The organism is Streptomyces sp. RKAG290 (assembly GCF_023701695.1).
Classification (GTDB): domain Bacteria; phylum Actinomycetota; class Actinomycetes; order Streptomycetales; family Streptomycetaceae; genus Streptomyces.
This window is the reverse complement of sequence record NZ_JAJOZC010000001.1, coordinates 3,121,907-3,145,578: the sequence shown is the minus strand read 5'-3', so window position 1 is coordinate 3,145,578 and position 23,672 is coordinate 3,121,907. Positions and strand designations below refer to the sequence as shown.

General features: G+C 72.2%; 28 protein-coding genes and 2 pseudogenes. 17 read left to right on the top strand and 13 right to left on the bottom strand.

The annotated features are described in order from the left end of the window. Window positions 1-78 precede the first annotated feature (78 nt). The 3 genes from LNW71_RS13625 to LNW71_RS13615 all read left to right on the top strand — a co-directional run bounded on the left by LNW71_RS13625 (window position 79) and on the right by LNW71_RS13615 (window position 1,767). Window positions 79-924: a sulfurtransferase gene (locus LNW71_RS13625; RefSeq protein ID WP_250968478.1), complete on the top strand. Its 846-nt coding sequence runs from the start codon at window positions 79-81 to the stop codon at window positions 922-924. A 70-nt stretch (window positions 925-994) separates the two neighbouring features. Beyond that, a complete protein-coding gene (locus LNW71_RS13620; RefSeq protein ID WP_018490348.1) occupies window positions 995-1,282 on the top strand; it encodes a DUF1416 domain-containing protein in 288 nt (95 codons plus the stop codon). Between the two features lie 224 nt (window positions 1,283-1,506). Next, window positions 1,507-1,767 (top strand): DUF3099 domain-containing protein, encoded by a 261-nt coding sequence (locus tag LNW71_RS13615; protein WP_250968477.1) that lies wholly within the window; start codon window positions 1,507-1,509, stop codon window positions 1,765-1,767. A gap of 21 nt (window positions 1,768-1,788) precedes the next feature. On the opposite strand, the gene LNW71_RS13610 is transcribed toward LNW71_RS13615, so the two are convergent. Beyond that, window positions 1,789-2,151: a DsrE family protein gene (locus LNW71_RS13610; RefSeq protein WP_250968476.1), complete on the bottom strand. Its 363-nt coding sequence runs from the start codon at window positions 2,149-2,151 to the stop codon at window positions 1,789-1,791. 435 nt (window positions 2,152-2,586) lie between these two features. Between LNW71_RS13610 and LNW71_RS13605 the strand changes: the two genes are divergently transcribed. Genes LNW71_RS13605 through LNW71_RS13595 form a run of 3 tightly spaced genes read left to right on the top strand, consistent with a single transcriptional unit; the run spans window position 2,587 to window position 4,666 of the window. Further along, window positions 2,587-3,159 (top strand): FABP family protein, encoded by a 573-nt coding sequence (locus LNW71_RS13605; RefSeq protein WP_250968475.1) that lies wholly within the window; start codon window positions 2,587-2,589, stop codon window positions 3,157-3,159. Between the two features lie 59 nt (window positions 3,160-3,218). After that, window positions 3,219-3,680 carry a transcriptional repressor gene (locus tag LNW71_RS13600; RefSeq protein WP_250968474.1) on the top strand — a complete coding sequence of 154 codons (462 nt, stop codon included), beginning with the start codon at window positions 3,219-3,221 and terminating at the stop codon, window positions 3,678-3,680. After that, window positions 3,677-4,666 (top strand): glycine cleavage T C-terminal barrel domain-containing protein, encoded by a 990-nt coding sequence (locus tag LNW71_RS13595; RefSeq protein ID WP_250971992.1) that lies wholly within the window; start codon window positions 3,677-3,679, stop codon window positions 4,664-4,666. The genes LNW71_RS13600 and LNW71_RS13595 overlap by 4 nt, the downstream gene beginning before the upstream one ends. A 34-nt stretch (window positions 4,667-4,700) precedes the next feature. Here LNW71_RS13595 and dtd read toward each other — a convergent pair whose 3' ends face one another. Further along, complete coding sequence (gene dtd / locus LNW71_RS13590) at window positions 4,701-5,150, bottom strand: D-aminoacyl-tRNA deacylase (RefSeq protein ID WP_250968473.1); 450 nt, start codon at window positions 5,148-5,150, stop codon at window positions 4,701-4,703. A 117-nt stretch (window positions 5,151-5,267) separates the two neighbouring features. Here dtd and LNW71_RS13585 point away from each other — a divergent pair, with 117 nt between their 5' ends. The 4 genes from LNW71_RS13585 (at window position 5,268) to LNW71_RS13570 (ending at window position 9,038) form a co-directional block, all read left to right on the top strand. Then, window positions 5,268-5,894: an ABC transporter substrate-binding protein gene (locus tag LNW71_RS13585; RefSeq protein WP_250968472.1), complete on the top strand. Its 627-nt coding sequence runs from the start codon at window positions 5,268-5,270 to the stop codon at window positions 5,892-5,894. A 45-nt stretch (window positions 5,895-5,939) separates the two neighbouring features. After that, window positions 5,940-6,923, top strand: coding sequence for an asparaginase (locus LNW71_RS13580; RefSeq protein WP_250968471.1), 984 nt, complete (start codon window positions 5,940-5,942; stop codon window positions 6,921-6,923). Window positions 6,924-7,004: 81 nt separating this feature from the next. Continuing rightward, the gene (locus tag LNW71_RS13575; RefSeq protein WP_250968470.1) at window positions 7,005-8,258 is read left to right on the top strand and encodes a GNAT family N-acetyltransferase; all 1,254 of its coding nucleotides are present in this window, start codon (window positions 7,005-7,007) and stop codon (window positions 8,256-8,258) included. Window positions 8,259-8,369: 111 nt separating this feature from the next. Further along, window positions 8,370-9,038, top strand: coding sequence for a TetR family transcriptional regulator (locus LNW71_RS13570; protein WP_250968469.1), 669 nt, complete (start codon window positions 8,370-8,372; stop codon window positions 9,036-9,038). A gap of 137 nt (window positions 9,039-9,175) precedes the next feature. Here LNW71_RS13570 and LNW71_RS36475 read toward each other — a convergent pair whose 3' ends face one another. From LNW71_RS36475 to LNW71_RS13550, 5 genes and pseudogenes are all read right to left on the bottom strand, one after another. Beyond that, window positions 9,176-9,307 carry a hypothetical protein gene (locus LNW71_RS36475; RefSeq protein WP_308294565.1) on the bottom strand — a complete coding sequence of 44 codons (132 nt, stop codon included), beginning with the start codon at window positions 9,305-9,307 and terminating at the stop codon, window positions 9,176-9,178. Window positions 9,308-9,414: 107 nt separating this feature from the next. Then, window positions 9,415-9,618: pseudogene (locus LNW71_RS36470) on the bottom strand (DUF2199 domain-containing protein); the annotation flags it as partial. Between the two features lie 138 nt (window positions 9,619-9,756). Further along, a complete protein-coding gene (locus tag LNW71_RS13560) occupies window positions 9,757-10,281 on the bottom strand; it encodes a TIGR03618 family F420-dependent PPOX class oxidoreductase (protein WP_250968468.1) in 525 nt (174 codons plus the stop codon). A gap of 70 nt (window positions 10,282-10,351) precedes the next feature. Further along, window positions 10,352-11,711, bottom strand: a pseudogene (locus LNW71_RS13555) (MFS transporter). 231 nt (window positions 11,712-11,942) lie between these two features. Next, window positions 11,943-12,431: a MarR family winged helix-turn-helix transcriptional regulator gene (locus tag LNW71_RS13550; protein WP_250968467.1), complete on the bottom strand. Its 489-nt coding sequence runs from the start codon at window positions 12,429-12,431 to the stop codon at window positions 11,943-11,945. 190 nt (window positions 12,432-12,621) lie between these two features. Between LNW71_RS13550 and LNW71_RS13545 the strand changes: the two genes are divergently transcribed. Both LNW71_RS13545 and LNW71_RS13540 read left to right on the top strand, forming a co-directional pair. Continuing rightward, a complete protein-coding gene (locus tag LNW71_RS13545) occupies window positions 12,622-13,737 on the top strand; it encodes a DUF4037 domain-containing protein (protein ID WP_250968466.1) in 1,116 nt (371 codons plus the stop codon). A gap of 221 nt (window positions 13,738-13,958) precedes the next feature. Beyond that, on the top strand, window positions 13,959-14,432 hold the full coding sequence (locus tag LNW71_RS13540) for a hypothetical protein (RefSeq protein ID WP_250972262.1): 474 nt from the start codon (window positions 13,959-13,961) through the stop codon (window positions 14,430-14,432). A gap of 52 nt (window positions 14,433-14,484) precedes the next feature. Here the strand turns inward: LNW71_RS13540 and LNW71_RS13535 are convergent, their stop codons facing one another. After that, window positions 14,485-15,105, bottom strand: coding sequence for a sigma-70 family RNA polymerase sigma factor (locus LNW71_RS13535; RefSeq protein ID WP_250968465.1), 621 nt, complete (start codon window positions 15,103-15,105; stop codon window positions 14,485-14,487). A gap of 75 nt (window positions 15,106-15,180) precedes the next feature. Between LNW71_RS13535 and LNW71_RS13530 the strand changes: the two genes are divergently transcribed. Continuing rightward, on the top strand, window positions 15,181-16,017 hold the full coding sequence (locus tag LNW71_RS13530) for an alpha/beta fold hydrolase (RefSeq protein WP_250968464.1): 837 nt from the start codon (window positions 15,181-15,183) through the stop codon (window positions 16,015-16,017). A gap of 26 nt (window positions 16,018-16,043) precedes the next feature. On the opposite strand, the gene LNW71_RS13525 is transcribed toward LNW71_RS13530, so the two are convergent. Both LNW71_RS13525 and LNW71_RS13520 read right to left on the bottom strand, forming a co-directional pair. Next, window positions 16,044-16,862, bottom strand: a complete 819-nt coding sequence (locus LNW71_RS13525) for an aminoglycoside phosphotransferase family protein (RefSeq protein WP_250968463.1) — start codon at window positions 16,860-16,862, stop codon at window positions 16,044-16,046. 37 nt (window positions 16,863-16,899) lie between these two features. Further along, entirely contained in the window at window positions 16,900-17,484 is a 585-nt protein-coding gene (locus LNW71_RS13520; RefSeq protein ID WP_250968462.1) for a TetR/AcrR family transcriptional regulator, read from the bottom strand. Between the two features lie 91 nt (window positions 17,485-17,575). Here LNW71_RS13520 and LNW71_RS13515 point away from each other — a divergent pair, with 91 nt between their 5' ends. Continuing rightward, complete coding sequence (locus LNW71_RS13515) at window positions 17,576-17,998, top strand: nuclear transport factor 2 family protein (RefSeq protein WP_250968461.1); 423 nt, start codon at window positions 17,576-17,578, stop codon at window positions 17,996-17,998. Then, window positions 17,998-18,876 (top strand): NAD(P)H-binding protein, encoded by an 879-nt coding sequence (locus LNW71_RS13510; protein WP_250968460.1) that lies wholly within the window; start codon window positions 17,998-18,000, stop codon window positions 18,874-18,876. Before LNW71_RS13515 ends, LNW71_RS13510 begins: the two co-directional genes overlap by 1 nt. Before the next feature lie 137 nt (window positions 18,877-19,013). On the opposite strand, the gene LNW71_RS13505 is transcribed toward LNW71_RS13510, so the two are convergent. Next, window positions 19,014-20,075 (bottom strand): saccharopine dehydrogenase NADP-binding domain-containing protein, encoded by a 1,062-nt coding sequence (locus LNW71_RS13505; RefSeq protein ID WP_250968459.1) that lies wholly within the window; start codon window positions 20,073-20,075, stop codon window positions 19,014-19,016. Window positions 20,076-20,171: 96 nt separating this feature from the next. On the opposite strand from LNW71_RS13505, the gene LNW71_RS13500 reads away from it, so the two are divergent. Continuing rightward, window positions 20,172-21,119 carry a helix-turn-helix domain-containing protein gene (locus tag LNW71_RS13500; protein WP_250968458.1) on the top strand — a complete coding sequence of 316 codons (948 nt, stop codon included), beginning with the start codon at window positions 20,172-20,174 and terminating at the stop codon, window positions 21,117-21,119. Window positions 21,120-21,225: 106 nt separating this feature from the next. On the opposite strand, the gene LNW71_RS13495 is transcribed toward LNW71_RS13500, so the two are convergent. Beyond that, entirely contained in the window at window positions 21,226-21,606 is a 381-nt protein-coding gene (locus tag LNW71_RS13495) for a hypothetical protein (RefSeq protein ID WP_250968457.1), read from the bottom strand. A gap of 185 nt (window positions 21,607-21,791) precedes the next feature. Further along, on the bottom strand, window positions 21,792-22,484 hold the full coding sequence (locus tag LNW71_RS13490) for a TetR/AcrR family transcriptional regulator (protein ID WP_250968456.1): 693 nt from the start codon (window positions 22,482-22,484) through the stop codon (window positions 21,792-21,794). Window positions 22,485-22,537: 53 nt separating this feature from the next. Here LNW71_RS13490 and LNW71_RS13485 point away from each other — a divergent pair, with 53 nt between their 5' ends. Beyond that, the gene (locus tag LNW71_RS13485) at window positions 22,538-23,656 is read left to right on the top strand and encodes an NAD(P)/FAD-dependent oxidoreductase (RefSeq protein ID WP_250968455.1); all 1,119 of its coding nucleotides are present in this window, start codon (window positions 22,538-22,540) and stop codon (window positions 23,654-23,656) included. Window positions 23,657-23,672: the final 16 nt, after the last annotated feature.

Here is a 23,672-nt window from a genome sequence, read left to right as displayed (position 1 = left end):
CCGAACCCGTGCCCCGCACATCCGCATCACGCACCATCTCGCATCATCTCGCCGCAGACTGCCCCGGAGGAGAAAAGAATGAGCCGCAGTGATGTCCTGGTAGACGCCGACTGGGTCGAGGCCCACATCGACGACCCGAAGGTTGCCATCGTCGAGGTCGACGAGGACACCTCCGCGTACGAGAAGAACCACATCAAGAACGCGATCCGGATCGACTGGACCAAGGACCTCCAGGACCCGGTCCGCCGTGACTTCATCGACCAGGCCGGCTTCGAGGAGCTGCTGTCCGGCAAGGGCATCGGCAACGACACCACGGTCGTCCTCTACGGCGGCAACAACAACTGGTTCGCGTCCTACGCGTTCTGGTACTTCAAGCTCTACGGCCACCAGGACGTCCGGCTGCTCGACGGCGGCCGCAAGAAGTGGGAGCTCGACTCCCGCGACCTGGTCGACGGCGACCAGATCCCGTCCCGCCCGGCCGCCACGTACAAGGCCAAGCCGCAGGACGAGTCGATCCGCGCCTACCGCGACGACGTCGTGAAGGCCATCGGCAGCCAGAACCTGGTCGACGTGCGCTCGCCCGACGAGTTCAGCGGCAAGCTGCTCGCCCCGGCCCACCTCCCGCAGGAGCAGTCGCAGCGTCCCGGCCACGTGCCGAGCGCCCGCAACATCCCGTGGTCGAAGAACGCCAACGACGACGGCACCTTCAAGTCGGACGACGAGCTCAAGGCCCTCTACGAGGACGAGCAGGTCGACCTGGCGAAGGACACCATCGCCTACTGCCGCATCGGTGAGCGCTCCGCGCTCACCTGGTTCGTGCTGCACCAGCTCCTCGGCCAGGAGAACGTCAAGAACTACGACGGCTCGTGGACCGAGTACGGCTCGCTCGTGGGCGTGCCGATCGAGCTCGGCGCCAACAAGTAGGTCTTCGCGCCACTCCGTAAGTCTTCGGACTCCCGACCAGCACGACCCCCGACCAGAAGGACAGAACGCCATGTGTGGAGCAAAGGCCGGCGGCCCCGACGCTTCGACGATCAAGCCCGGTGAGACCACCATCCAGGGCAGCGTGACCCGCGACGGCGAGCCCGTCACCGGTTACGTCCGCCTGCTGGACTCGACCGGTGAGTTCACCGCCGAGGTCCCGACCTCGGCCACCGGCCAGTTCCGCTTCTACGCGGCCGAGGGCACCTGGACGCTCCGCGCCCTGGTCCCGGGCGGCAGCGCAGACCGCACGGTCGTGGCGCAGACGGGCGGGCTCTCCGAGGTGGCCATCGCCGTCTAGGGCCTCTCGGTTCGGATCAAGCCTGGCTCGCGTGCCCTGGTCCGGCCTGATCCGAACGTAAGACCCTAGGAGCTGACGCGGCTCCGCAGACGAACCGGCCGAAGGGCCGTGCCCCAGGGGGTTGGACGCTTCCTGAAACCGGGGTACGGCCCTTCGTGCCGTCCGCGGCCGCCCGGTCCCGCCCAGGACCGGCTGGGCGGGCCGATCGGGCCTACGCTGGACATATGTACGCCCGACGCCGGCGCGGCTATTTCCTGATGATGGGCGGATGCCTCGTCCTGTTCGTCTCCGCCTGGGCCTTCGTGAGGCTCTGGTCGATGCCTGCCGCCATCGCCATGTGCGTGGTCGCCATGGTCATTCCGCCCGTCGCGGCGATGGTCGCCAACCGCAGGGGGCCGGAGGACCGCTGGTGGGACGATCCGTCCGGCGATCCGAAGTCCGACGAGTGGTGGGACGAGCTCGACGGCAAGAAGCGCCGCCGCTGACCGCGCCGGTGGACGAGTCCGTCAGTAGACGAGGGCCTGGACGCCTTCGGCCATGATCTCGCTGACGAAGACCTGGGCGCCGGCGATCCGCACCCCTTCCAGGACGTCCTGTTCGGTGATGTCGCGGCGGGCCGCGCACTGTGTGCAGAGCGTGATCCGGCCGCCCGCCTGGATCGACTCGATCAGATCCGGCAGCGGGGCCGAGTGCGGCAGTTCGAACTCGGCGGCGCGCCCCGGCAGGGCGAACCAGGCGGACTCGCCGGTCAGCCAGAGCGAGACCTCCACGCCACTGGCGACAGCGACCGCCGCCACTGTGAACGCCTGCGCGCAGCGCTCGGCGGAGTCGGCACCTGCGGTCACCTTGATCACGAGCTTCTTCGGCATGTGCCGACTGTAATCCCCGGCCTCGCGGCCCAGGCGGCGCGTGGCGGCCCGGGGACGCGCCGGCCGGTGCGTCCCGGCGAGGACCGGGCCGGGGGGCGGGACGGCGCCGGACCCGCGTCCTGCGTGGTCCACCGGACGGTGATGCCGCAAGGTCCACCGCCGGTCCGAGCCGCTCCGCGGCAAACCCCGAACCGACGGGCGGGGCCCCCACCCATTAGGCTGGGACCCGGCCCGTACTGCTGCCATACCGCTCGTACAAGGAGCTCCCGTGCTTGAGGCATTCTTCACCACCCTGCTGGTCCTGGTCTGTGTCGGCACCCTCGCCTTCGCCGGCGTGACCGTGAAGAAGCTGTACCAGGGTCAGCGCTAGCCCTTACGTCCCCGCGCGTCCCTCGCCTCCCTGTCTCCCCGCCTCACAGATCGTCTGAGCCGCTCATGATCGAGATTCCGTCCGACCTCCACCCGGACCTCGTCCCGTTGGTCTTCCTCCTGGGCAACTGGGCGGGCGCGGGTGTGTCCGACTTCCCCGGCGCCGAGAAGTGCAACTTCGGCCAGGAGGTCTCCTTCAGCCACGACGGCCGGGACTTCCTGGAGTACGTCTCGCACTCCTGGGTGCTCGACGGCGAGGGCAACAAGGTCCGGCCCCTGGAGTCCGAGTCCGGCTACTGGCGCATCGACAAGGACCGCAAGGTCGAGGTCGTCATGGTCCGCGACCAGGGCGTCATCGAGATCTGGTACGGCGAGCTGGCCCACCAGAAGCCGCAGATCGACCTGGTCACCGACGCGGTGGCCCGGACCGCGGCCTCCGGCCCGTACAACGGTGGCAAGCGGCTCTACGGCTACGTGAACAGCGACCTGATGTGGGTCGGCGAGAAGTCCACGCCCGACGTGGAGCTGCGGCCGTACATGTCGGCGCACCTGAAGAAGGTCGTCACCCCCGAAGAGGTCGAGGCGATGGCGAAGAGCCTCGGTGACCTGCCGGACGACGGGATCGCGTTCTTCAAGTAGCCCAGGTCCGTTCCGCGTACGGCTGGGGCCACGGGCTCACCCGGACCTACACTGGGCCTGTGGTGAGCACCGACTGGAAGACCGATCTTCGGCAGCGCGGCTACCGGCTGACGCCGCAGCGGCAGCTTGTCCTGGAAGCCGTCGACACGCTGGAACACGCGACGCCCGACGACATCCTGTCCGAGGTGCGCCGGACCGCGTCCGGCGTGAACATCTCGACGGTCTACCGGACCCTGGAGCTCCTCGAGGAGCTCGAACTGGTCAGCCACGCCCATCTGGGCCATGGCGCGCCGACGTATCACCTGGCCGACCGCCACCACCACATCCATCTGGTCTGCCGGGACTGCACGAACGTCATCGAGGCCGATGTCGGTGTCGTCGCCGAATTCACCGAGAAGCTGCGCGGCACGTTCGGGTTCGAGACGGACATGAAGCACTTCGCGATCTTCGGCCGCTGTGCCGACTGCGCGGCCAAGGCGGCCGAGGGGGCCGGGGAACCGGCTGCCGGGCCCCACGCCTGAGCCGAGTCGTACGCTGGTCGCATGAAGAGCCCCTGCTGTCCCTGCCCGGCGCCGTCCCCGCCGAGGGCTGCGACGAAGGCGTCGCCGCGCACTACGGCGACCTGTTCCGCGAGCAGCGTGTCCTCGCCGACGGCTCCGGCCTCGTCGACCTGTCGCACCGCGGCGTCGTCACCGTCACCGGGAGCGACCGGCTGGCGTGGCTGCACCTCCTGATCACCCAGCACGTCAGCGACCTCGCCCCGGGGCAGGCCACCGAGTCCCTGATCCTCACCGCGAACGGGCACATCGAGCACGCCCTGTACCTCGTCGACGACGGCGAGACCGTGTGGATGCACGTGGAGCCGGACACCCAGGGCGAGCTGATCGCGTACCTGGAGTCGATGAAGTTCTTCTACCGGGTCGAAGTCGCCGACCGCACCGCGGACTTCGCGGTCGTGTACCTGCCGGCCGGCTCCATCGCGGAGGTGCCGGAGGGCGCCGCCGTACGGGAGACGCCGTACGGCCGCGACCTGTTCCTGCCCCGCGCCGAACTGGAGACGTACGCGGCGCAGAACGGTCCGGTCGCGGGGGTGCTGGCCTACGAGGCGCTGCGCGTCGAGGGCCACCGGCCCCGCCTCGGTTTCGAGACCGACCACCGGACCATCCCGCACGAGCTGGGCTGGATCGGCACCGCCGTCCATCTCCAGAAGGGCTGCTACCGGGGCCAGGAGACCGTGGCCCGGGTGCAGAACCTGGGCAAGCCGCCCCGGCGTCTGGTCTTCCTGCACCTGGACGGCAGCGAGGTGCTGCTGCCCGGACACGGCACGCCGGTACGGCTCGCTGCGGACGGGGCCGAGGGCCGTCAGCTGGGCTTCATCACCAGCTCCGCCCGCCACCACGAGCTGGGGCCGATCGCCCTGGCCCTGGTGAAGCGGAATGTGGCGGTGGACGCGGAGCTGCTGGCGGGGGACACGGCGGCCGCTCAGGAGACGGTCGTCGAGCCTTAGGCCCGCCGCGTCCCCGGAGCCCGCGCCCGCCGGGTCAGACCTCGACGATGACGGTGAACGGGCCGTGGTTGGTGAGCGAGACACGCATGTCCGCCCCGAACCGGCCCGTCTCCACCCGCGCACCCAGCGCCCGCAGCTGTGCCACCACCTCGTCGACCAGCGGCTCGGCGATCTCGCCGGGAGCGGCGGCGTTCCAGGTGGGGCGGCGGCCCTTCCTGGCGTCCCCGTAGAGAGTGAACTGCGAAATCACCAGAAGTGGCGCATTCACATCGGAGCAGGACTTCTCGCCCTCCAGGATGCGGACCGACCAGAGCTTGCGGGCGAGCTGAGCCGCCTTCTGCGCGGTGTCCCCGTGGGTGACCCCCACCAGCACACACAGCCCCTCGCCGACGATTTCGCCGACCACCTCGGGGCCGCCGCCCTCGCCCCCGGCGCCGGCCACCGTGACGCTCGCTCCGTCCACCCTCTGTACCACTGCACGCATACAGACCAACCTATCTTGGGCTGAACGGGTACAGAGCATCTCCACCGGCACCCTCCAAGTGGCACGATGCACGGGAGGCGGTGCGCCGACGCACCGGTCGAGGGGATGGACACAAGCATGAGCACCCATGGAACCGGGCACTCCCCGGGCACCGTGCCGGTCACGCGTGCCGGCGTCAACAGCAGTGCAGGTACGAGTACGAGCACCATGCGCCCACCCGTACAGCGGACCGGACACGGCCTCGACGACGGTCCTGACGCGCCGACCCCGCCCGAACTGGCCGCGCTGCGGCTGCCGGAGCTGCGCACACTGCGCCGTGACGCGCAGCGCGACGAGGCCGATCTCAGCTACGTGCGGCGGCTGGTCCAGGGGCGGATCGACATCCTGCGGGCCGAACTGGCCAGGCGGCGTGACCCCGAGTCCCCGGTGGTGGACCGGCTCTCGGAGATCCTCGCCGACACCCCGTCGCTGCACCGCTCCTCCGCGCGGCACGTCACGCTCAGCACCCCGCGCAGCGACGAGTACCGGCAGCTGGCGGCGGAGACGCTCGCCGAGGTCGAGCTCTCCGACCTCGACGCCCGGACGGACGAGGAGCTGCACACGGCCATGGGGCGCCTGGTCCGCTACGAGCAGCAGGTCTCCCGGCGCCGTCACCGGCTCCAGCGCACCGCGGACGACTGCAGTGCGGAGATCGCCCGCAGGTACCGTGACGGGGAAGCACAAGTAGACGACCTGCTCGCCTGAAGCAACCCTTCCGGGAGCGGGTCCCGCCCGTCCCGGAAGGCCACCATGACCTCCAGCGCAGTTCCGTCCGCCATATCCGACCCGGCACCCGCCCTGCCCGTGCTCGCCGAGGTCGTACGGTCCGGCTTCGTCGAGGGCCACCATCGGGGTTCCCTGGTCGTCCTGGCCGCCGACGGCAGCGTGGAGCTGACGCTGGGCGATCCGGGTGCGCCGGTCTTCCCGCGCTCGTCCAACAAGCCGATGCAGGCAGCGGCGGTGCTGCGGGCCGGGCTCGACCTGTCCGGGGAGCGGCTGGCGCTGGCCGCCGCGAGCCACTCGGGTGAGGGCTTCCACCTCGACCTCGTACGCAAGATGCTCGCCGAGCACGGACTGTCGCCCGAGGACCTGCAGACCCCGCCCGATCTGCCGCTGGACGCGGTCGAGGCGGAGACGTATCTCGCCGCGGGCCACGTCCGGGAGCGGATCACCATGAACTGCTCCGGCAAGCACGCGGCGATGCTCGCGGTGTGCCGACAGAACGGCTGGGACCCGGCCGGCTATCTCGACCCGGCCCATCCGCTCCAGCAGCTGGTCCACCAGGTCGTCGAGGAGGCGGCCGGCGAACCGGTCGCCGCGGTGGGCACGGACGGCTGCGGGGCGCCGCTGATGGCGATCAGCCTGGTGGGTCTCGCGCGGGCGTTCCGGACGTTCGTCACGGCTCCCCCGGGCACGGCGGAGCGCCGGGTGGCGGACGCGATGCGCGCCCACCCCGAGTACGTGGCGGGCACCCGCCGTCCCGACACCTGGCTGATGCGGGAGGTGCCCGGCACGCTGTCCAAGATGGGTGCGGAGGCGGTCCAGGCGGTGGCGCTCGCCGACGGCAGGGCGCTGGCCTTCAAGATCGACGACGGTTCGACCCGGGCGCTCGGCCCGGTCCTGGCCCGCGCGCTGCGGCTGCTCGGCATCGACGCCCCGGTGGTGTCGCGGATCGGCCGGGCGCCGCTGCTGGGCGGCAGCGCGGAGGTGGGGGAGATCCGGGCGGCGTTCTGACCCGTGCGCGGGCCGGGCCCGCGCACCCGGGCCCCGGAAAACCGGGCGACATCCGGTAACCCCGTGTCTAGCGTGGAGCGCATGAACCGCCTTGATGCCCGACCTGTCACCGAGTCCGAGTTCGCCGACTGGCTGCGCGCCTTGAACACCGGCTTCCTGCGCCCGCCGACGGCCTCGGACGAGGAGGTGACCGGGCGTCTGCCGCACATGGATCTGGCCCGTACCCAGGGGGTGTTCGACGCCGGGCGGTGCGTGGCGACGTTCCGCTCGTTCGCGCAGGAGCTGACGGTCGTCGGCGGCGCCACGGTGCCGACCGACGCGGTCACCAACGTCACCGTGTCGCCCACCCACCGTCGTCGCGGGCTGCTCACCCGGCTGATGGCCACGGACCTGGCGGCGGCCAAGGAGCGCGGCGATGTGGCCGCCACCCTGATCGCCGCCGAGTACCCGATCTACGGGCGGTACGGGTTCGGCCCCGCGACCTGGACCACCGAGTGGGAGATCGACATCCCCCGGGCGGGCCTGGACCCCCGGCTGTCCGGCTCGTCCGCGCCGGACGGCGGGCGGATCGATCTGGTGGACGCGCCGGAGGTGCGCAAGCTGGGCCCGGCCCTGCACGACCTGCTGCGCTCCCGGCAGCACGGGGCGGTGAGCCGGGGCGAACGCTGGTGGGACCTGTTCACCGGCGAGGTGCTCTTCCCCAACGACCGCTGGACCGAGCCCTTCTACGCCGTCCACCGCGCGGCCGACGGCGCGGTCGACGGTCTGCTCGTCTACCGGGCCGACGACCACTGGGGCGATGCGAAGCAGCCGCTGAACCGGGCGACGGTACGCAGCCTGATCGCGACGACCCCGGCGGCGGAGCGGGCGCTGTGGCACTTCCTCTGCTCGGTCGACTGGGTCACCACGGTCCGCACCGGCCACCGCGCCCCCGACGACCTGCTCCCGCTCCTTCTCCCGGACCCGCGCGCCGCCCGCGTCGTGACGCACGCGGACTTCATGTGGCTGCGCGTCCTGGACGTCGTACGCGCGCTGGAGGCCCGCACCTACGCGGTCCCCGGCTCCCTGGTCCTGGAGGTCCACGACGCCACCGGCCTCACCGCCGGCCGCTTCCACCTGGACGCTTCGCCGGCCGGCGCCACCTGCACCCCGACGACGCGCAGTGCGGACCTCGCCCTGGACGTGCGGGAGCTGGGGACGCTCTACCTGGGTGACGAGTCGGCGCTGCGGCTGGCGGCACTGGACCGCGTCGAGGAGCTGACCCCGGGCGCGGCGGCGGTCGCGGACGGGGTGTTCCGGGCGGGGCGGCGGGCCTGGTGCCCGGACGTGTTCTAGCCGTCGCGTGCGGGCGGGGCGGCGTCCGGGTCCTCGGCGGGCGGGCCGGGCGGGTGAGCCCGGCCGCGGACGTCAAGTCCGGTTGAGGTCAAGGGCGTACGCTTCGTGGTCATGAGCGCAGAGAAGCCCAGGTCCGGCACGGCGGCGGACGAGGACGCCGCCCGTGGGCCGCAGCCGCCGATGAGTCTGCGCGAACGGAAGAAGCAGCTGACGTACCAGGCGGTCTCCGACGCCGCCATCGCGATGTTCCTGGAGCGCGGCTTCGACAAGGTCTCGGTGGCGGAGGTCGCGGCCGCCGCGGACATCTCCAAGCCGACGCTGTTCCGGTACTTCCCGTCCAAGGAGGACCTGGCCCTGCACCGGTTCGCCGATCACGAGGACGAGTCCGCCCGGGTGGTCGCCGCCCGCGCGGAGGGCGAATCCCCGCTGGACGCGCTGCGGCGGCACTACCTGGACGGCCTGGAGCGGCGCGACCCGGTCACCGGCCTCTGCGACGTGCCCCAGGTGCTCGCGTTCCACCGGCTGCTCTACGGAACGCCCTCCCTGGTGGCCAGGCTCCACGCGTACCAGGGACGCTCCGAGGCCGCTCTCGCCCTGGCCCTGGGCGACCGGGTGCCCGACCGGCTGGCGGCGGGCCAGATCGTCGCGGTGCTGCGCATCCTGGCCATGGAGAACTGGCGGCGGATCAGCGCGGGGCAGAGCGCGGACCAGGTGTACGGGGACGCGGTCGAGGCGGCGGAACTGGGCTTCGTACAGCTGCGGTCGGGGCTGGGGCAGTAGCCGCCGGCTCACCCTCCTTCGGCTCACCGGCCCTCGGCTCACCCTCCTTCGGCTCACCGGCCCTCGGCTCACCGGCCCTCGGTTCACCGGCCCTCGGGTTTCGGTGGCCGGTCCGGGCCGACCCGTGCGGGAGAGCCCTACTGGTGGTCCTCGGCGTGCTGCACCGCTTCGGCTATCTCCCGTACCCGGTCGAGCGTGATGCCGTTGCGCTGCTCCACGGCCAGCGGATGATCGGTGGGCTCCAGCTCGATGAGCGGGCGCCGGCCGATCGGGCGGGTGTGCGCGTTGGTCCTGAGGTTGGTCGTACGGGGGAGTAGAGCCCCAACTCAGTGGTCAGCCAGCCGAAGTACGGCTGCTCGGACTCCCGGCCGGGGGTCTCCCACACATCGAGGGCGCGGCCGAAGTTCTCCCGGCTGAGTGACACCCAGACTCCCCACGAGAACGGCTCATGGCTGTCGGCCACCGGTATCTCGATCAGGCCCTTGATGAAGTAGTGCTCGTGCCTGACGATGCACTGGTCCGTCGAGAGCATGCTGTCGGGATCGCTCTCCAGGCTCCCGTCCCACACGTCGGGTGCCATGGTCGAGTACCCCATCGGGAGTTCCGTGTGGTGTTCGCCGCAGCGGGAGCAGGTGTAGCCGGGGTCGGTAGCCATGGGCGGGATCCTAGAGCTTCACTGTTGCGCGCATGTGGTCCCGGGGTGGCGGACCGACCACGCTCAGTCCGCGGCCGGGATGTCCAGCGCCGTTCCGTAGAGCCGGGAGACGCGGATCCGGATCACCACGCGCCGGTCCGCCACCACCTGGGCCAGGAACGCCGCCTCCTCGGCGGGGTCCTCGAAGCCGGGGGTCATGGAGAGGAGTTCGCGGCTCACCGCGTCGTCGGGTGCCGCGGCCGGCTCCGATACCTCGGCCTCGCCCTCGGCGACCGCGAACGAGAAGACGTCCGGGCCGTTGACGTGCAGGGCGGTGTGCGGATCGGTGCGCAGCTGGCGGGGCTTGAGGCGGTCGGCGGTGCTGGAGACGCGCACCACGCGCTGCTCGGCGTCCCAGGTGTAGAGCACCGTCGTCAGGTGGGGGTGCCCGGTGCGTCGCACGCTCGCCAGGACCCCGAACTGCTGCTCCCCGAGGAGCCGGGAGAGCTCGGCGTCGGTGAGTACGCGAGGGGCGGGGCCCGCGCCGGGGCCGGACTGCGGCTCGTCCGCTTCGGGAGTGGTCTGCTGGTTGCTCTGCTGAGTGGTCATGGGATCGGTCCTTCGGCTGGTCGGTACGGGTGGACGGAAGGGGCGGCGGGGTGACGGAGGGGGTGCCCCGTCAGACGGAGGGGGTGCCCGCAGCGTGCTCAGGTCGCCGGAGCACCGTGAACGCGACGAGGAAGGCGGCCACGAGCAGCCCGGTGCCGACGGTGAAGGCCAGGTGGTAGCCGCCGGTCAGGGCCTCGGCCCGGCTGTGGCCCCCGGCGAGCAGGGTGTCTGTGCGGGAGGCGGCAAGGGTGGACAGGACGGCGACGCCCGTCGCCATGCCGATCTGCTGGGTGGTGTTGAACAGTCCGGAGGCGAGCCCGGCGTCCTCCTCGCCCGCTCCCGACATGCCGAGCGTGGTGAGCGCCGGGAGGGCGAGGCCGAAGCCCGCGGCCAGGAGCATCACCGGGAGCAGATCGACCGCGTAGTGCGCATGGACGGGCAGCCGGGTGAGGAGGCCGAGCATGCCGATCAGCAGGACGATCCCCAGCAGCAGCACGTTCCGGTCGCCGAAGCGCGCACTCAGCCGGGCCGAGACGCCCAGCGACACCACGCCGATGACCGCGGCTGCCGGCAGCATGGCGAGTCCGGTGGCGGCGGCGCCGTGACCGAGTACCTGCTGCAGATAGAGCGCGACCAGGATCTGGAACGAGAACAGCGCGGCCACCATGAGGATCTGGACGAGATTGGCGCCCGAGACGTTCCGCGACCGCAGGATCCGCAGCGGCAGGAGCGGGCCGGGGCGGTGGCCTGCCGGAGGACGAACCCGGCGAGCAGGACCAGTGCGAGCGCGCCCAGGCCCAGGGTGTGCGCCGACAGCCATCCGTACGTACCGACCTCGACGACGGAGTAGATGCCGAGCATCACCCCTGAGGTGACCAGGACCGCGCCGATGACGTCGGCTCCGGCCGAGAGGCCGGGCCCGCGGTCGGCGGGCAGTACGCGCACCGCGACGAGGAGCGCCGCGAGCCCGATCGGCAGGTTGATGAGGAAGATCCAGTGCCAGCTGAGGGCGTCGGTGAGGACCCGCCCAGCACCTGGCCGATCGAGGCGCCCGCCGCGCCGGTGAAGCTGAACACGGCGATGGCTCTGGTGCGTTCACGGCTCTCGGTGAACAGGGTGACGAGGATGCCCAGGCCGACCGCTGCGGCCATGGCGCTGCCGGCGCCCTGCAGGAAGCGGGCGGCGATCAGCAGCGCGGGGGAGCCGGCGGCGCCCGCCAGCAGGGAGGCGGCGGTGAAGACGCCGGTGCCGGCCAGGAACATCCGCTTGCGCCCGATGAGGTCGCCGAGCCGCCCGGCGAGGAGCAGCAGGCCGCCGAAGGCGATCAGGTAGGCGTTCACGACCCAGCTGAGTCCGGCGGGCGAGAACCCGAGGTCGCTCTGGATGGCGGGCATGGCCACGGTCACGATCGAGCCGTCGAGCACGGTCATCAGCAGGCCCGCGGCGATCACGCCGAGGGCGAGCCGGCGTGAGCGGGCAGCGGCGGGGGCGGCAGGGGGAGCGCCGGTAGGAGCGGGGGCGGTACGGGGGCAGTGGCAGACATCTGGCTCTCCTGTCGGTGGGTTCGACAAGAGAGACGCTAGCAGATGGTTTTGTTGCAGACTATTTCTTTCGGTTCTATTTTCAGGAGTCACGCGGCTCCGGAAGCGGAGCCGGACGTACTACTTCTGACTCTGGCGGGCCCTGCGGGCCGCCCCGGGGTTCTCGGCCGGGGTGGCCAGGTGCTCGGCGACCAGCTGGTTCAGGGTGCGCAGCAGGGATTCCCGGTCCGTGCGGGGCAGGCTGCTCAGCGCCTCCGCGTGCACCCGGTCCACGATCTCCTGGCTCTGCCCGGCGAGTGCGGCACCCTTCTCGGTGACCGCGATGATCCGCGCCCGCCGGTCCCTGCTGGACGGCCGGCGCTCGGCGAGGCCCGCCTTCTCCAGGGCGTCCACCGTCACCACCATCGTGGTCTTGTCCATGTCGCCGAGCTCGGCGAGCTGGATCTGGGTGCGCTCCTCCTCCAGGGCGTGGACCAGCACGCAGTGCATGCGGGCGGTGAGCCCGATCTCGGCGAGCGCCGCCGACATCTGGGTCCGCAGTACGTGACTGGTGTGGTCCAGGAGGTACGAGAGGTCCGGTGCGGTGCGGGTGGGTGCCATGGCGGTCATGTCTGCCAGCCTAACAATTCGGTCTGTGGCGGATCGTCCGCAAGGGAACTTTTATCGTGCGAGGTGGTCTTCCTTTCGGTTGCTTCCCGATGGATGGCGGGGCGGCAGGCGGACGTGGGTACTGCGTCGCGGTGGCCCCGGCCCGGGATATTCGCTCGCCGATCCGCGCCGGCGCCAGCAGGCTGGCCGTATGACCCATGCCGAAGCCCCCTTCCTGCCCGGTCTGGAGCTCTCCCGGATCCTGTACCAGGAGGCGGTGCGGCCGGTCCTCGACGCGGCCTTCCCCGGCCTGCCGTACGCCGCCGCGCGGATCGGGCCGGGCTCCGAAGTGCTCGGCTTCGACACGGCGCGGTCGGCCGACCACGACTGGGGCCCGCGCCTGGACCTCTTCCTCGCGGCGGACGACGTGGCGGCACACGGCGACGCGATCCGGGAGCTCCTGGCGGACCGGCTGCCGAAGGAGATCCGCGGCTGGCCCACTCACTTCCGCCCGGCCGACGATCCGCTCGACCCGGTCGGGCACATGGCGGCGACCGACGGGCCGGTCGACCACCGCGTGGCCACGCACGACATCGGCGACTGGCTGACCCGGGAAGCCGGCTTCGACGCCACGATCACCGAACCGGCCGTCCGGGACTGGCTCGCGATGCCGCAGCAGAAGCTCGCCGGGATCACCGGCGGCGGGGTGTTCCACGACGGCCCCGGCCTCCTCACCTCCGCACGGCACCGGCTGGCCCGGTACCCCGATCAGGTGTGGCGGTATCTGCTGGCCTGCCAGTGGCAGCGGATCTCCCAGGAGGAGGCCTTCGTCGGGCGCTGCGCGGAGGTCGGTGACGAACTCGGCTCGGCCGTGGTCGCGGCCCGGCTGGTGCGTGACCTCATGCGGCTGAGCCTGCTGCTTGAGCGGCGGTACGCGCCGTACAGCAAGTGGCTGGGCAGCGCGTTCGCCCAGCTCGACGTGGCCGAGGGGCTGTTGCCGTCGCTGCGCGGGGCGCTGGCGGCCACGGACCACTCGGAGCGGGAGCGGCACCTATGTGCGGCATACCGGGCGGTGGCGACCCGTCAGAACGAGTCCGGTCTGGTCGATCCGGTGGATCCCTCGCCCCGCCCGTACCACGGACGCCCGTTCCTGGTCCTGCACGCGGAACGCTTCGCCCGCCCGCTGGCCGCCTCGGTCACGGACCCGGAGCTGCGGGGGCGGCCGCTGACGGGGGCCGTGGATCAGTGGGCGGACAGCACGGAACTGCTGATGGGCCGGGGCGGGGACGCGCTGCGGGCGGCGGGTGCGGCGGTGGCGGGCAGCTGAGGCGGCGTCATGCGGTCCGGGACGCGCTGGGGTCGTGATGATGCTCCGGCGCGGCGACGCCGCCGCGTCGGCCGTACGGGAGGTGCCGGCGCCGGCGAGGGATGCGGCACGCTGCGGGAAAAGAACCCCTGTGCACCGAATCGTCGGAAGGAATCCCTCCGCGGCGCTCGGTGATTAATGTCCGTCACATGACACAAATGCGGAAGATACAGGCACGACGCGTGGCAGTGGCGTTGGTCGGCGCGGCCGCCGCCGTGGTGCTGGGCGTGGGCGGGGCGATCGCCGTGGCCGACCAGGACGGCGGAGCGGCCGGCCCGACACCCGTGCCCTCCGAGGCGTCCGACACCGGAAACGGTGGTGTCTCGGGCGGTGTGGACGGCGGCGGAGCCGACACGGGCGGCGGGGACACCGGCGGCGGGGACGGCGGTTCCGTCAGTGGTTCGGGTGGCACCGACGGTGGCGGCTCCGACGGTTCGGACACCGGAGGTTCGGGCGGGGTGGACGGGGGCACGGTGCCGTCCGAGTCCCCTGCTCCCACGGACGGACCCACACCGGGTCCCACGGCACCGGCAAGCCTGGACGACCTGGCGGAGCGCATCGACGGTCTGGAGAAGAAGGTGGACGAGTTGCCCACGAAGAAGGAACTGGCCGACGCCCTGCGGGCCTTCGCCGACGAGTTGGATCAGCAGGACTGATTCCACGGGCGGGCCGCGGCGTACCGGGAGGCGGAGCTCGGCTCCCGTCCTCTCAGGTGAGCCTGAGCCGGTCGCGCTGGATTCGGTGGGCGAGGGTGCGGCGCACGGCGGCCGAGCCGGCGGGCGGGCCGGCCCGCCCGGTCGGCACGTCGAGGCCCCGACTGATCTCGTCGTACGCCTCGCGGTGGCCGTCGCCAAGGTCCGCGCCGTGCTGCCGCAGGTCCTCCTCGACGAGCCGGCGGAGCTCGTCGACGTTCTCCGGGGTGAAGCGCTTCTTGCCGCGGGTGAGGGCGCTGACGCAGCGGGTGCAGCGGGCGGCGTCGGCGTACGTCTCGGAGATGTCCTCGGCCAGCCCCCACAGCCGCCCTTCGAGCCACGGGGCATCGGGCTGGTCGAGGGAGAGGTCCATCGGGGTCTCCGGCTCGGCGGACCGGTACTTCGTCACCTGCTTGGACACGGCGGGCTGGCTCATGTCGGTGAGCCGGGCGATGCGGTCCTGGGTCCAGCCGAAGCCGATGAACAGCTTGATCATTTCGGCGCGCAGTTTCCGCATCTCCTCGCCGGCGCGGATGACGTCGTTCATGCCGGCGAGCATCCGCGCGGCCTGTTCCTCGGTCAGCGCCCCGGGGTCCTGCTTCCCGCCGCTCCGCTGGGTGTTCTCTCCGCCTGCCACCACCCAGTTATATACCCTGACCAGCTCGCCATAACCAGGTTGTACAACCTGGTTATGGCTGGCAGGATCGCCCGTATGAACACCTTCCGCGCGTCCGACGGCACCCGGCTCGCCTACCGCACCCACGGGGACGGCGAACCTCTCGTCTGCATCCCGGGAGGGCCCGCCGACTCCCGCTACCTGGGCGAACTCGGCGGCCTGTCCGGTCACCGGCGTCTGATCGTCCCGGACCTGCGCGGCACCGGCCGGTCGGCGGTCCCCGAGGATCCCTCCTCCTACCGTTGCGACCGGCTCGTCGAGGACGTCGAGGCCCTGCGCGAGCACCTCGGCCTCGCCCGGACGGACCTGCTCGGCCACTCCGCCGGTGCGAACATCGCGACGCAGTACGCGGCCCGGTACCCGGAGCACGTCAGCGGACTCGCGCTGATCACCCCCGGCACCCGGGCCGTCGGCATCGAGGTCACCGGGGAGGCGCGCCGCGAAGTCGCCGGACTCCGCAAGGGTGAGCCCTGGTACCCGGCGGCGTCCGCCGCACTGGAGGCGATCGGCCGGGGGACGGGCAGCGACTGGGCGGCCCTCGATCCGTTCTTCTACGGCCGGTGGGACGGGGCGGCGCGCGCGCACTGCGCGGCGGGCCGGCCGGAGAACCCGGAGGCGGTTGCCGTCTTCGGCAGCGAGGGCGCCTTCGACCCGGAGGCCACGCGTGAGGCGATCGCCGGATTCGACACCCCGGTCCTGCTCCTCGCCGGGGAGTTCGACCTGAACAGCCCCCCTCGGGCGGTGGCCGGGTTCGCCGGACTCTTCCCCGCCGCCACGCTCGTCGTGCAGCCGGGGGCCGGGCACTACCCGTGGGTCGACGACCCCGAGGCGTTCGCGACGGCCGTCTCGGCGTTCCTCGGGCGAGCGAGGTAGTCCCGGGGCCCGGGCCTGTTCGCAGCTCAGGCCAGCAGCCGGCACAGCCGGGCGGCCTGCCGTTCGGCGGTGCCCGGCGGGTTGCGGGGGTTTTGCGGGTCGTCGAAGGACAGCAGGAACAGCCACACCAGCGCCAGCAGCCGACGGCACTCCGGCAACCGGCCGCGTTCGGCCGGCTCCAGGTCGACCAGGTCGAGGAACGCGGCGACGTCGAGCGGCTGCCCGACCCAGCCGGCCACGTGCTCGGTGATCTCCGCCAGTTCGAACGCGCGGTCGCTCCGGCCGGAGTCCTCGAAGTCGACGACCCGCACCCGGACCCCGTCCCAGAGGTAGTTGGCGAGGTTGCCGTCCCCGGGCCCGAAGACCTCCGGCACATCCGGCCGGCCCGCTTCCGCCAGGCCCGATCCGGCCAGCCATTCGAGGCCGCGGTCCATGGCCCGGCCCACCTCGGCGCCGACGCGCGGGCGGGTCCGCGGAGACCAGGCGTGGATCCGGCTGACGAGTAGCTGCTGCCGGCCCGGCCTGACGGGCACCTCGCTCAGCACGTCCCCGGGTACTGCCGCGTACATCTCGCTCACCGCGGCGGCCAGAGCCTTGAGCTCTTGATCGCCGAGCGGCCGGCCGCGAAGCGGTTGTCCCGGCAGCCGGGACATCAGCACGGCCGGCTCGGCCGCCGCGAGATCCGCCCGGTGGGGGACGGGGGCGAGATTCGGCGCATGGGTGCCGAGAAGAGTCAGCGCCCGCCACTCCCGTTCGCACTGTTCGCGGTGCTCACCCCGGAATCTCTTCAGCACCTCGGCGGGCCCGAGTTCGACGGTGTGGGTGCTCCACGGAGTGGCGGTCATGCGGGCGATCCTGTCAGACGCGGCGACGGACCCGTTCTCAGTCGGCGGGGCGCAGCACCTGGGCGGTGAAGGCCGCCAGCTGGGCCCGCACCTCCTCGCGCGCCATCCCCTGCCCGCCGACGAGGTGCTCGACGAGGTCGGCGCGGACGGCGGCGAGCAGTGCGTGCGCGGTGAATTCGCTGCCGGTGAGTCCGGGGACCTGCTCCAGCGAGGCCCGGAGCGTGCCGTGCCACCACTCGTAATGCTCTGCCTGGTAAGGGCTGTCGCTCCCCGCCCCCTCCAGGGCCAGGGCGAGGTGGCGGTGGTCGAGCTTGAAACAGAGGAGGGCGTCGAGCAGGGCCGGTACGCGCTCCAGCGGCGGGGTGGCCGGGCCCAGCGGGGGCGGTCCCTCCTCGGCGGCGTTCCCGATCGGCGCCAGGCGTGTCGCGAACAGGGCGTGGATCAGTCCGGTGCGGTCGCCGAAGCCGCGGAAGAGCGTCGCCTTGCCGACGCCGGCCGCTGCCGCGATGTCGGCCATGGTGACCGCCCCGGGGCTCTCGCAATGGGCGAACAGCGCGTCGGCGGCCGCGAGGACGGCTTCCCGGTTGCGGGCGGCGTCCACGCGTGGCTTCCGGTCGGGCATGCGGGCTCCTCGGTTGCAAAGCGGACCATGGGTCCGTATTGTCGGACGCGAAACGGACCCATGGTCCGTATCGTACGGGATGGAGTGACCCATGAGCACGGACACCGCACCCGCGGAGCTCTTCCGCCACGGCCTGCAGCTTCTGCTGGACAAGGACATCCCCGGCTGGGTCGGCCTGTGGGACGAGGACGGGGTCCTCGAGTTCCCCTTCGCGCCGGACGGCTGGCCGCGGCGGCTGGAGGGCAGGGCCGCCATCGCCGAGTACATGCGGGGCTACCCCGACCACATCGACCTCCACGCCTTCCCCCACGTCGAGATCACCCGGACCGTCAAGCCGGAGACCCTCGTGGTCGAGATGCGCGGCGTCGGCCGTGTGGTGGCCACCGGCGGCCCCTTCGACATGTCGTACATCGCGGTCGTCACGGTCAAGGACGGCCGCATCACCCACTACCGCGACTACTGGAACCCGCTCGTGGTCCAGGATCCCGCCACCCATTTCGCCGGGAGCAACTGATGGCCGCGCCGCACAGGTTCACCCTGGTCATCGGGGCCACCGGCACCACCGGCAGCCGCGTCGCCGCCCGGCTGGTCGCCGGGGGCCGGTCCGTCCGGGCCGCCGGCCGGCGCGCCACCCCGGTGCCCGGGACCGATCCCGTGCGATTCGACTGGGACGACCCCGCGTCCTTCGCGGGCGCCCTCGAAGGCGCGGACCGGGTCTACCTCATCCCGCCGCTCGGCTCCCCGGATCCGGCAGCCGTCATGCTGCCCTTCCTCCGGCTGGCCCGTACGGCAGGAGTTCGCCGGGCGGTACTGCTCAGCTCGTCGGCGATCCCCGCCGGGGGACCTGCCGTGGGGCAGGTGCACCAGGTCCTGCCCGAGCTGTTCGCCGAGTGGGCGGTCCTGCGGCCGTCGTGGTTCATGCAGAACTTCACCGGCGATCACGCGCACGCCCGGACCCTCGCGGCGGACGGGACGATCCGGACGGCGGCCGGCGAGGGCCGCGTCGGGTTCGTCGACGCCGACGACATCGCCGCCGTCGCCGTACACGCCCTGACCGAGCCGCAGGCACCGAACACCGATCTGGTCATCACCGGACCGCAGGCGCTGAGCTACGACGACATCGCCGCCACCCTCACCCAGGTCACCGGCCGGGTCGTCACTCACCACCGGCTGGCCTACGAGCAGATGCGCGACCGGCTGGCAGCCGACATGCCCGTGGAGTTCGCCGCGCTGCTCGCCGGCATGGACCGGGCCATCGCCGAAGGCGCCGAGGACCGGACCACCGACACCGTCCACCGCCTCACCGGCCGCCCGCCGCGCACCTTCCGCGCGTTCGCGGAGCAGGAACAGAAAGAGGAACAGAAACGGGACGGGGGACGGCTCGGGGGCTGACCCGTCCGCAACAGGCGACGAAGCGCAGGCGGGGGCCGGGGCCGGAACCAGGCCAGAACCGGAACCGGCCGGAACCGGAGCCAGGTCTCGCCCGGCGCCCGGCGCGGTCGTGCCCGGCCTGCCGCCTCATCGCCGCCTCACCCCGCCGTGCGGAGCCCCGCTGCCGGCCGGTCCGGCAGCTCGACCGACACGTACGGGGCCAGCGCCCGGAGGAAGTCGGCCGCGTCGAACATCGCACCGGCCGACGCCACGCCCGTGGTCAGGGTGCGGCCGTCGAGGATGCGCTCCACCGCCTCCACGGCCAGCGGGGCGGTGACCGCGTAGATGTCCTGCCCCCGGGCCGTGGCGCGGCGCTCGACGGAACCGGCGCGGACCAGGACGTCGACGACGAACGTCTGGTCCGAGCGCCCCGTGGCATCGACCGCCTCAGGCGCCGGGGTGTCCGCCCCGGCCAGGTCTCCCGCGGCCTCGACGGTCATGTGGGTACGCACCTCGGGGACGTCCAGGTGGCTGGGGACCGTGACGACATCGGCCATGGTGAACTCCGAGATCATCGCTCGCCGGCCCAGCGGATCGGGAAAGAGCCAGTCCCGCTCCGTCACCTTGTCGTCGTGGTACCGCAGCGCGCCGTCCGCGAACCGCACCCGGCGGCCCGCGCGGCGCTCGTGGGACACCCGCCCCGCCGCCCGGGTGCCCGCCGTGGGGCGCCAGCTGCTCAGTCCGTACGCGACGTCCACCGCGTCCGCCGCCGTCCACTCGCCCATCGCCGCGGTCACCAACAGGTCGCCGAGGCCGCCGTAGAACGCCATCGCCGGCACCACGGGGGTGCCCGAACTCCGGGCCGCCTGTGCGTGGTCGGCGAACATCGCGACGTTCGCCTCGATCTCCGCCGCGACATCGACGTACGGGATCCCCGCCCGCAGGGCCGCCTCGACGACCGGGCCGCCCGTCACCGCGAAGGGGCCGGCGCAGTTGATGACGGCCGTCGCACCGGCGAGCGCCCGGTCCAGCGCGCTCGCGTCGTCCACGGCTGCCGCGCGCACCGCCACATCTCCCCACTCGGCCGCCAGCACCTCCAGCCGGGCCGCGTCCCGGCCGGAGAGGACCGGGGTGAAGCCGCGCCGCCGCAGTTCGGCGACGATGAAGCGACCGGTGTGCCCGGTCGCTCCGTAGACCACTACTGCCGCCGCTGTGTTCATGGTTCCCCGCTCTCGATGTGGTGAGGGCCCCAGTCTCGGCGCGGGTGGTGCGCGACTGTGATGGTCCGGAACGACATCATGCGTACACTTTCGGACATGCCAACTGTCGCGCTGCTGGCCGCCGGTGACCTGCTGCACTTCGAACTGGCCGTGGCGTACGAGATCTTCGGCAACCCCCCGCGCGAGGCCACGGCGGACTGGTACGACGTACTGCTCTGCGGATCGGGGCCGGTGCGGGTCGGGCCGTTCAAGGTCGAGCCCGAGCATGGGCTGGAGCGTGCGGTCGGCGCCGACACCGTGATCGTGCCGGCCTGCGTCGACATCGACGTCCCGCCGCCGGCGGAGCTGATCGAGACCGTGCGCGCGGCCCACGAGGCGGGCGCCCGGGTCGCCTCCTTGTGCACCGGGGCGTTCGTGCTCGGCGCCGCGGGCCTGCTGGACGGCAGGCGGGCCACCACCCACTGGGCCCATGCCGCCGAGCTGAGCGTCCGCCACCCCCTGGCCGTGGTCGACCCGGACGTCCTGTACACGGACAACGGCAGCGTGCTCACGGCCGCGGGCAAGGCCGCAGCCGTGGATCTCTGCCTGCACCTGATCCACCTCGACCACGGCGCCGCCGTAGCCAACTCCGTCGCCCGTCGCCTCGTCATGCCGCCGCACCGGCCAGGCGGGCAGGCCCAGTTCGTGGCCACGCCGGTGCAGGCATCGGGCGACCACGCGCTCGCCCAGTTGCTCGCCTGGGTCCAGCAGCGGCTGGACCAGCCGATGACCGTGACCGACATGGCGCGAAGGGCGAACACGAGCCCGCGCCATCTCGGCCGGCAGTTCCGCGCGGTGATCGGGCAGACGCCGATCCAGTGGCTGCTGATCCAGCGCGTACGCCGCGCCCAGGAGCTGCTGGAGGCCACCGACGAGAGCATCGAGGCGGTCGCCCTCGCCACCGGCATGGGCACGGCCACGACGCTTCGGCGCCAGTTCAAGCGGATCGTCGGGGTCCCGCCGGACAGCTACCGGCGCTCGTTCCGCAGCGCGAGGAGCGCCTGACCGGCCGGTGCGCCGACAGCCCGCCGGGGGTTCCTCGCCCCGTCGGGTGGTGCGCGGATCGGAGGGCGGGGCGGCCGGGCCTGACCGGCCTCGCCCACCGCGCGGGTCAGCTCCGGGCGCTCTGCATCTCGGCGTCGTGCCGGCGCAGCCGGACGCTGACCGCTCCGGCGGTCACCAGCGCGGTGCCCACGGCCGAGAGGGGTACGGAGATCACCAGTGCGGCCAGCGGCTTGGGCCAGCTCCGGTCGGAGGCGCACTGCAGCGCGCTCTCGTGCGCATATTCGGAGTCGTCGAAGTAGAGGTCCCTGGGTTCGGAGCCGGCCGGCGCGGGACAGTCCACCGCGTTGTAGGTGGAGTCGTACGGCGTGACCACCTGCCACGCGGCATAGACCCAGAACAGGGAGGCGAGGACGAGCACTCCGACACCCCAGCTCTGGAGCCGCCCCGACCGCATCCGAAAGTCCTGTTCGAGCGCCAGTGGGTGCACTTGGGTCTCCTCGTGTAGGTCCTGAGCCGCGCCCCGAGACTCTACGGATGCGCGTTCGGGCCACGCTCATCTTTCGGCTGCTTGTTCCCCAAGTGCCTGAAGCGAGGGCGATGTTCAGCCGGCGCCCGGCCTCTTTGCGGACGGCGCCGGCCCCGGCCTCGCGCACGTTCGGCAGGGGCTGAGCGTCACGCCGGCGGCGCGGTGAGTCTGGCGGCCACGGCGTCGAGGACCCAGTCCAGGCCGGTGGCGAAGGATGTCTCGGCGTCCACGTCGGTGCCGTCGTGCACGGCCTTGGCCAGGGCGGGGAAGCGGCCCGTGGCCAGCATTTTCGTCAGATGCGGGCCGTGGGCGCGCTGCCAGTCGTGCTTGGACAGGCCGGTGGCGTGTTCGGCCCGCAGGTTCGTGATCTCGCGGCGGATCGCGCCGTTGAAGTAGGCGCTGACGGTCTCGACGGCGCGCATGACGGTGTCGATGTCGGCGAGGCCGTCGAAGGTGGACAGCGTGGCCTCGGCCACGGCGAGGCCGTTCGGTCCGAAGGCCGGCCGGCCGCCGAGCAGGTCGGCCAGCCATGGGTGACGGAGTGCGGCCTGCCTGGTGCGGTGGGCGAGGACGCGCAGCGCCTCCCGCCAGTCACCGGGCCGTTCCTCGGGGAGGATCTCGGCCTGGACCTCGTCCACCATGAGGTCGAACAGCTCCTCCTTGGTGGAGATGTACCTGTACAGCCGCATCGGGCCGGCGTCCAGGCGGGCTGCGACCTTGCGCACCGACACCGCCTCCAGCCCGCCCTCGTCGGCCAGTGCGAGGGCGGCGGCGACAATCCGCTCGCGGTCGAGCGGCGCGGGGCGAGTTGGCGGTTCCGGCCGGTCCCAGACAGTCATGCTCACACCGTACCGTTGCGATACGTCGTATAGAGACAATACAGTGTATCGACATGAGACATCGCATCGCAGTGGTCGGAAGCGGTCCTGCCGGCCTCACCTTCGCCCGCGTCCTGCATCGTCATGGTCACCAGGTCACCGTCCTCGAACGCGATCCCGCCCCGGACGCCCGCCCCCCGGGCGGCACCCTGGACCTGCATCAGGGGCTGGGTCAGCTCGCGCTGGACAAGGCGGGGCTGCTGGCGGAGTTCCAGGCGCTGTCCCGCCCCGAGGGACAGGCCATGCGCATCCTGGACACGGGCGGAGCGGTCCTGCGCGACTGGCCGCCCCGTCCGGATGACCGGGCCAATCCCGAGATCGACCGCGGGCAACTCCGTGACCTGCTGCTCGGGCCGCTGGACGTCCAGTGGGGCCGGGGCGTGACGCAGGTGGTGCCGGGGGCCCGGGACGGCACCCTGGTCCACTTCGCCGACGGGCGGCAGGAGGCGTTCGACCTCGTGGTGGGCGCGGACGGCGCCTGGTCCCGGGTCCGCCCGGCGGTCTCGTCGGTGACACCGCACTACACCGGCGTCACCTACGTCGAGACCTCCCTCGACGACGTCGACACCCGCCACCCTGACCTCGCCCGGCTGGCCGGCGACGGTTCCGTGGCTGTGTACGGCGTGAACCGAGCTCTCGTCGCCCAGCGCAACAGCGGCGGCCACGTGAAGGTGTACGCCCAGTTCCGCGCGCCGCTGGACTGGCACAGGCACCTGGACCTGGCCGACGCCGAGGCCGTGCGATCGAGCCTGCTGGCGCTGTTCGACGGCTGGGCCGCCCCCGTCCTCGGTCTCCTCCGCCACGGCACCGCCTTCGTCCACCGCCCGCTCCACGTACTGCCCGTGTCCCACACCTGGGCCCCGGTCTCCGGGGTGACGCTGCTGGGCGACGCCGCCCATCTGATGCCTCCCTTGGGGGCGGGCGCGAACCTGGCGATGCTGGAAGGCGCCGAACTCGCCGAGTCCATCGCCGCCGGCCCCGCAGATCTGGACGGGACCGTCCGCGCCTTCGAGGAGCGGATGTGGGCGCGGGCCGGCAGGTGGGCGAAGATCACGACGGCCGGTCTGGAACGCCTCGTGAGCCCGGACCCCGCCGAAGCCCTCGCCCTCTTCGACGAGGTCCAGCCATCCTGAACGGACACTTTCGGCC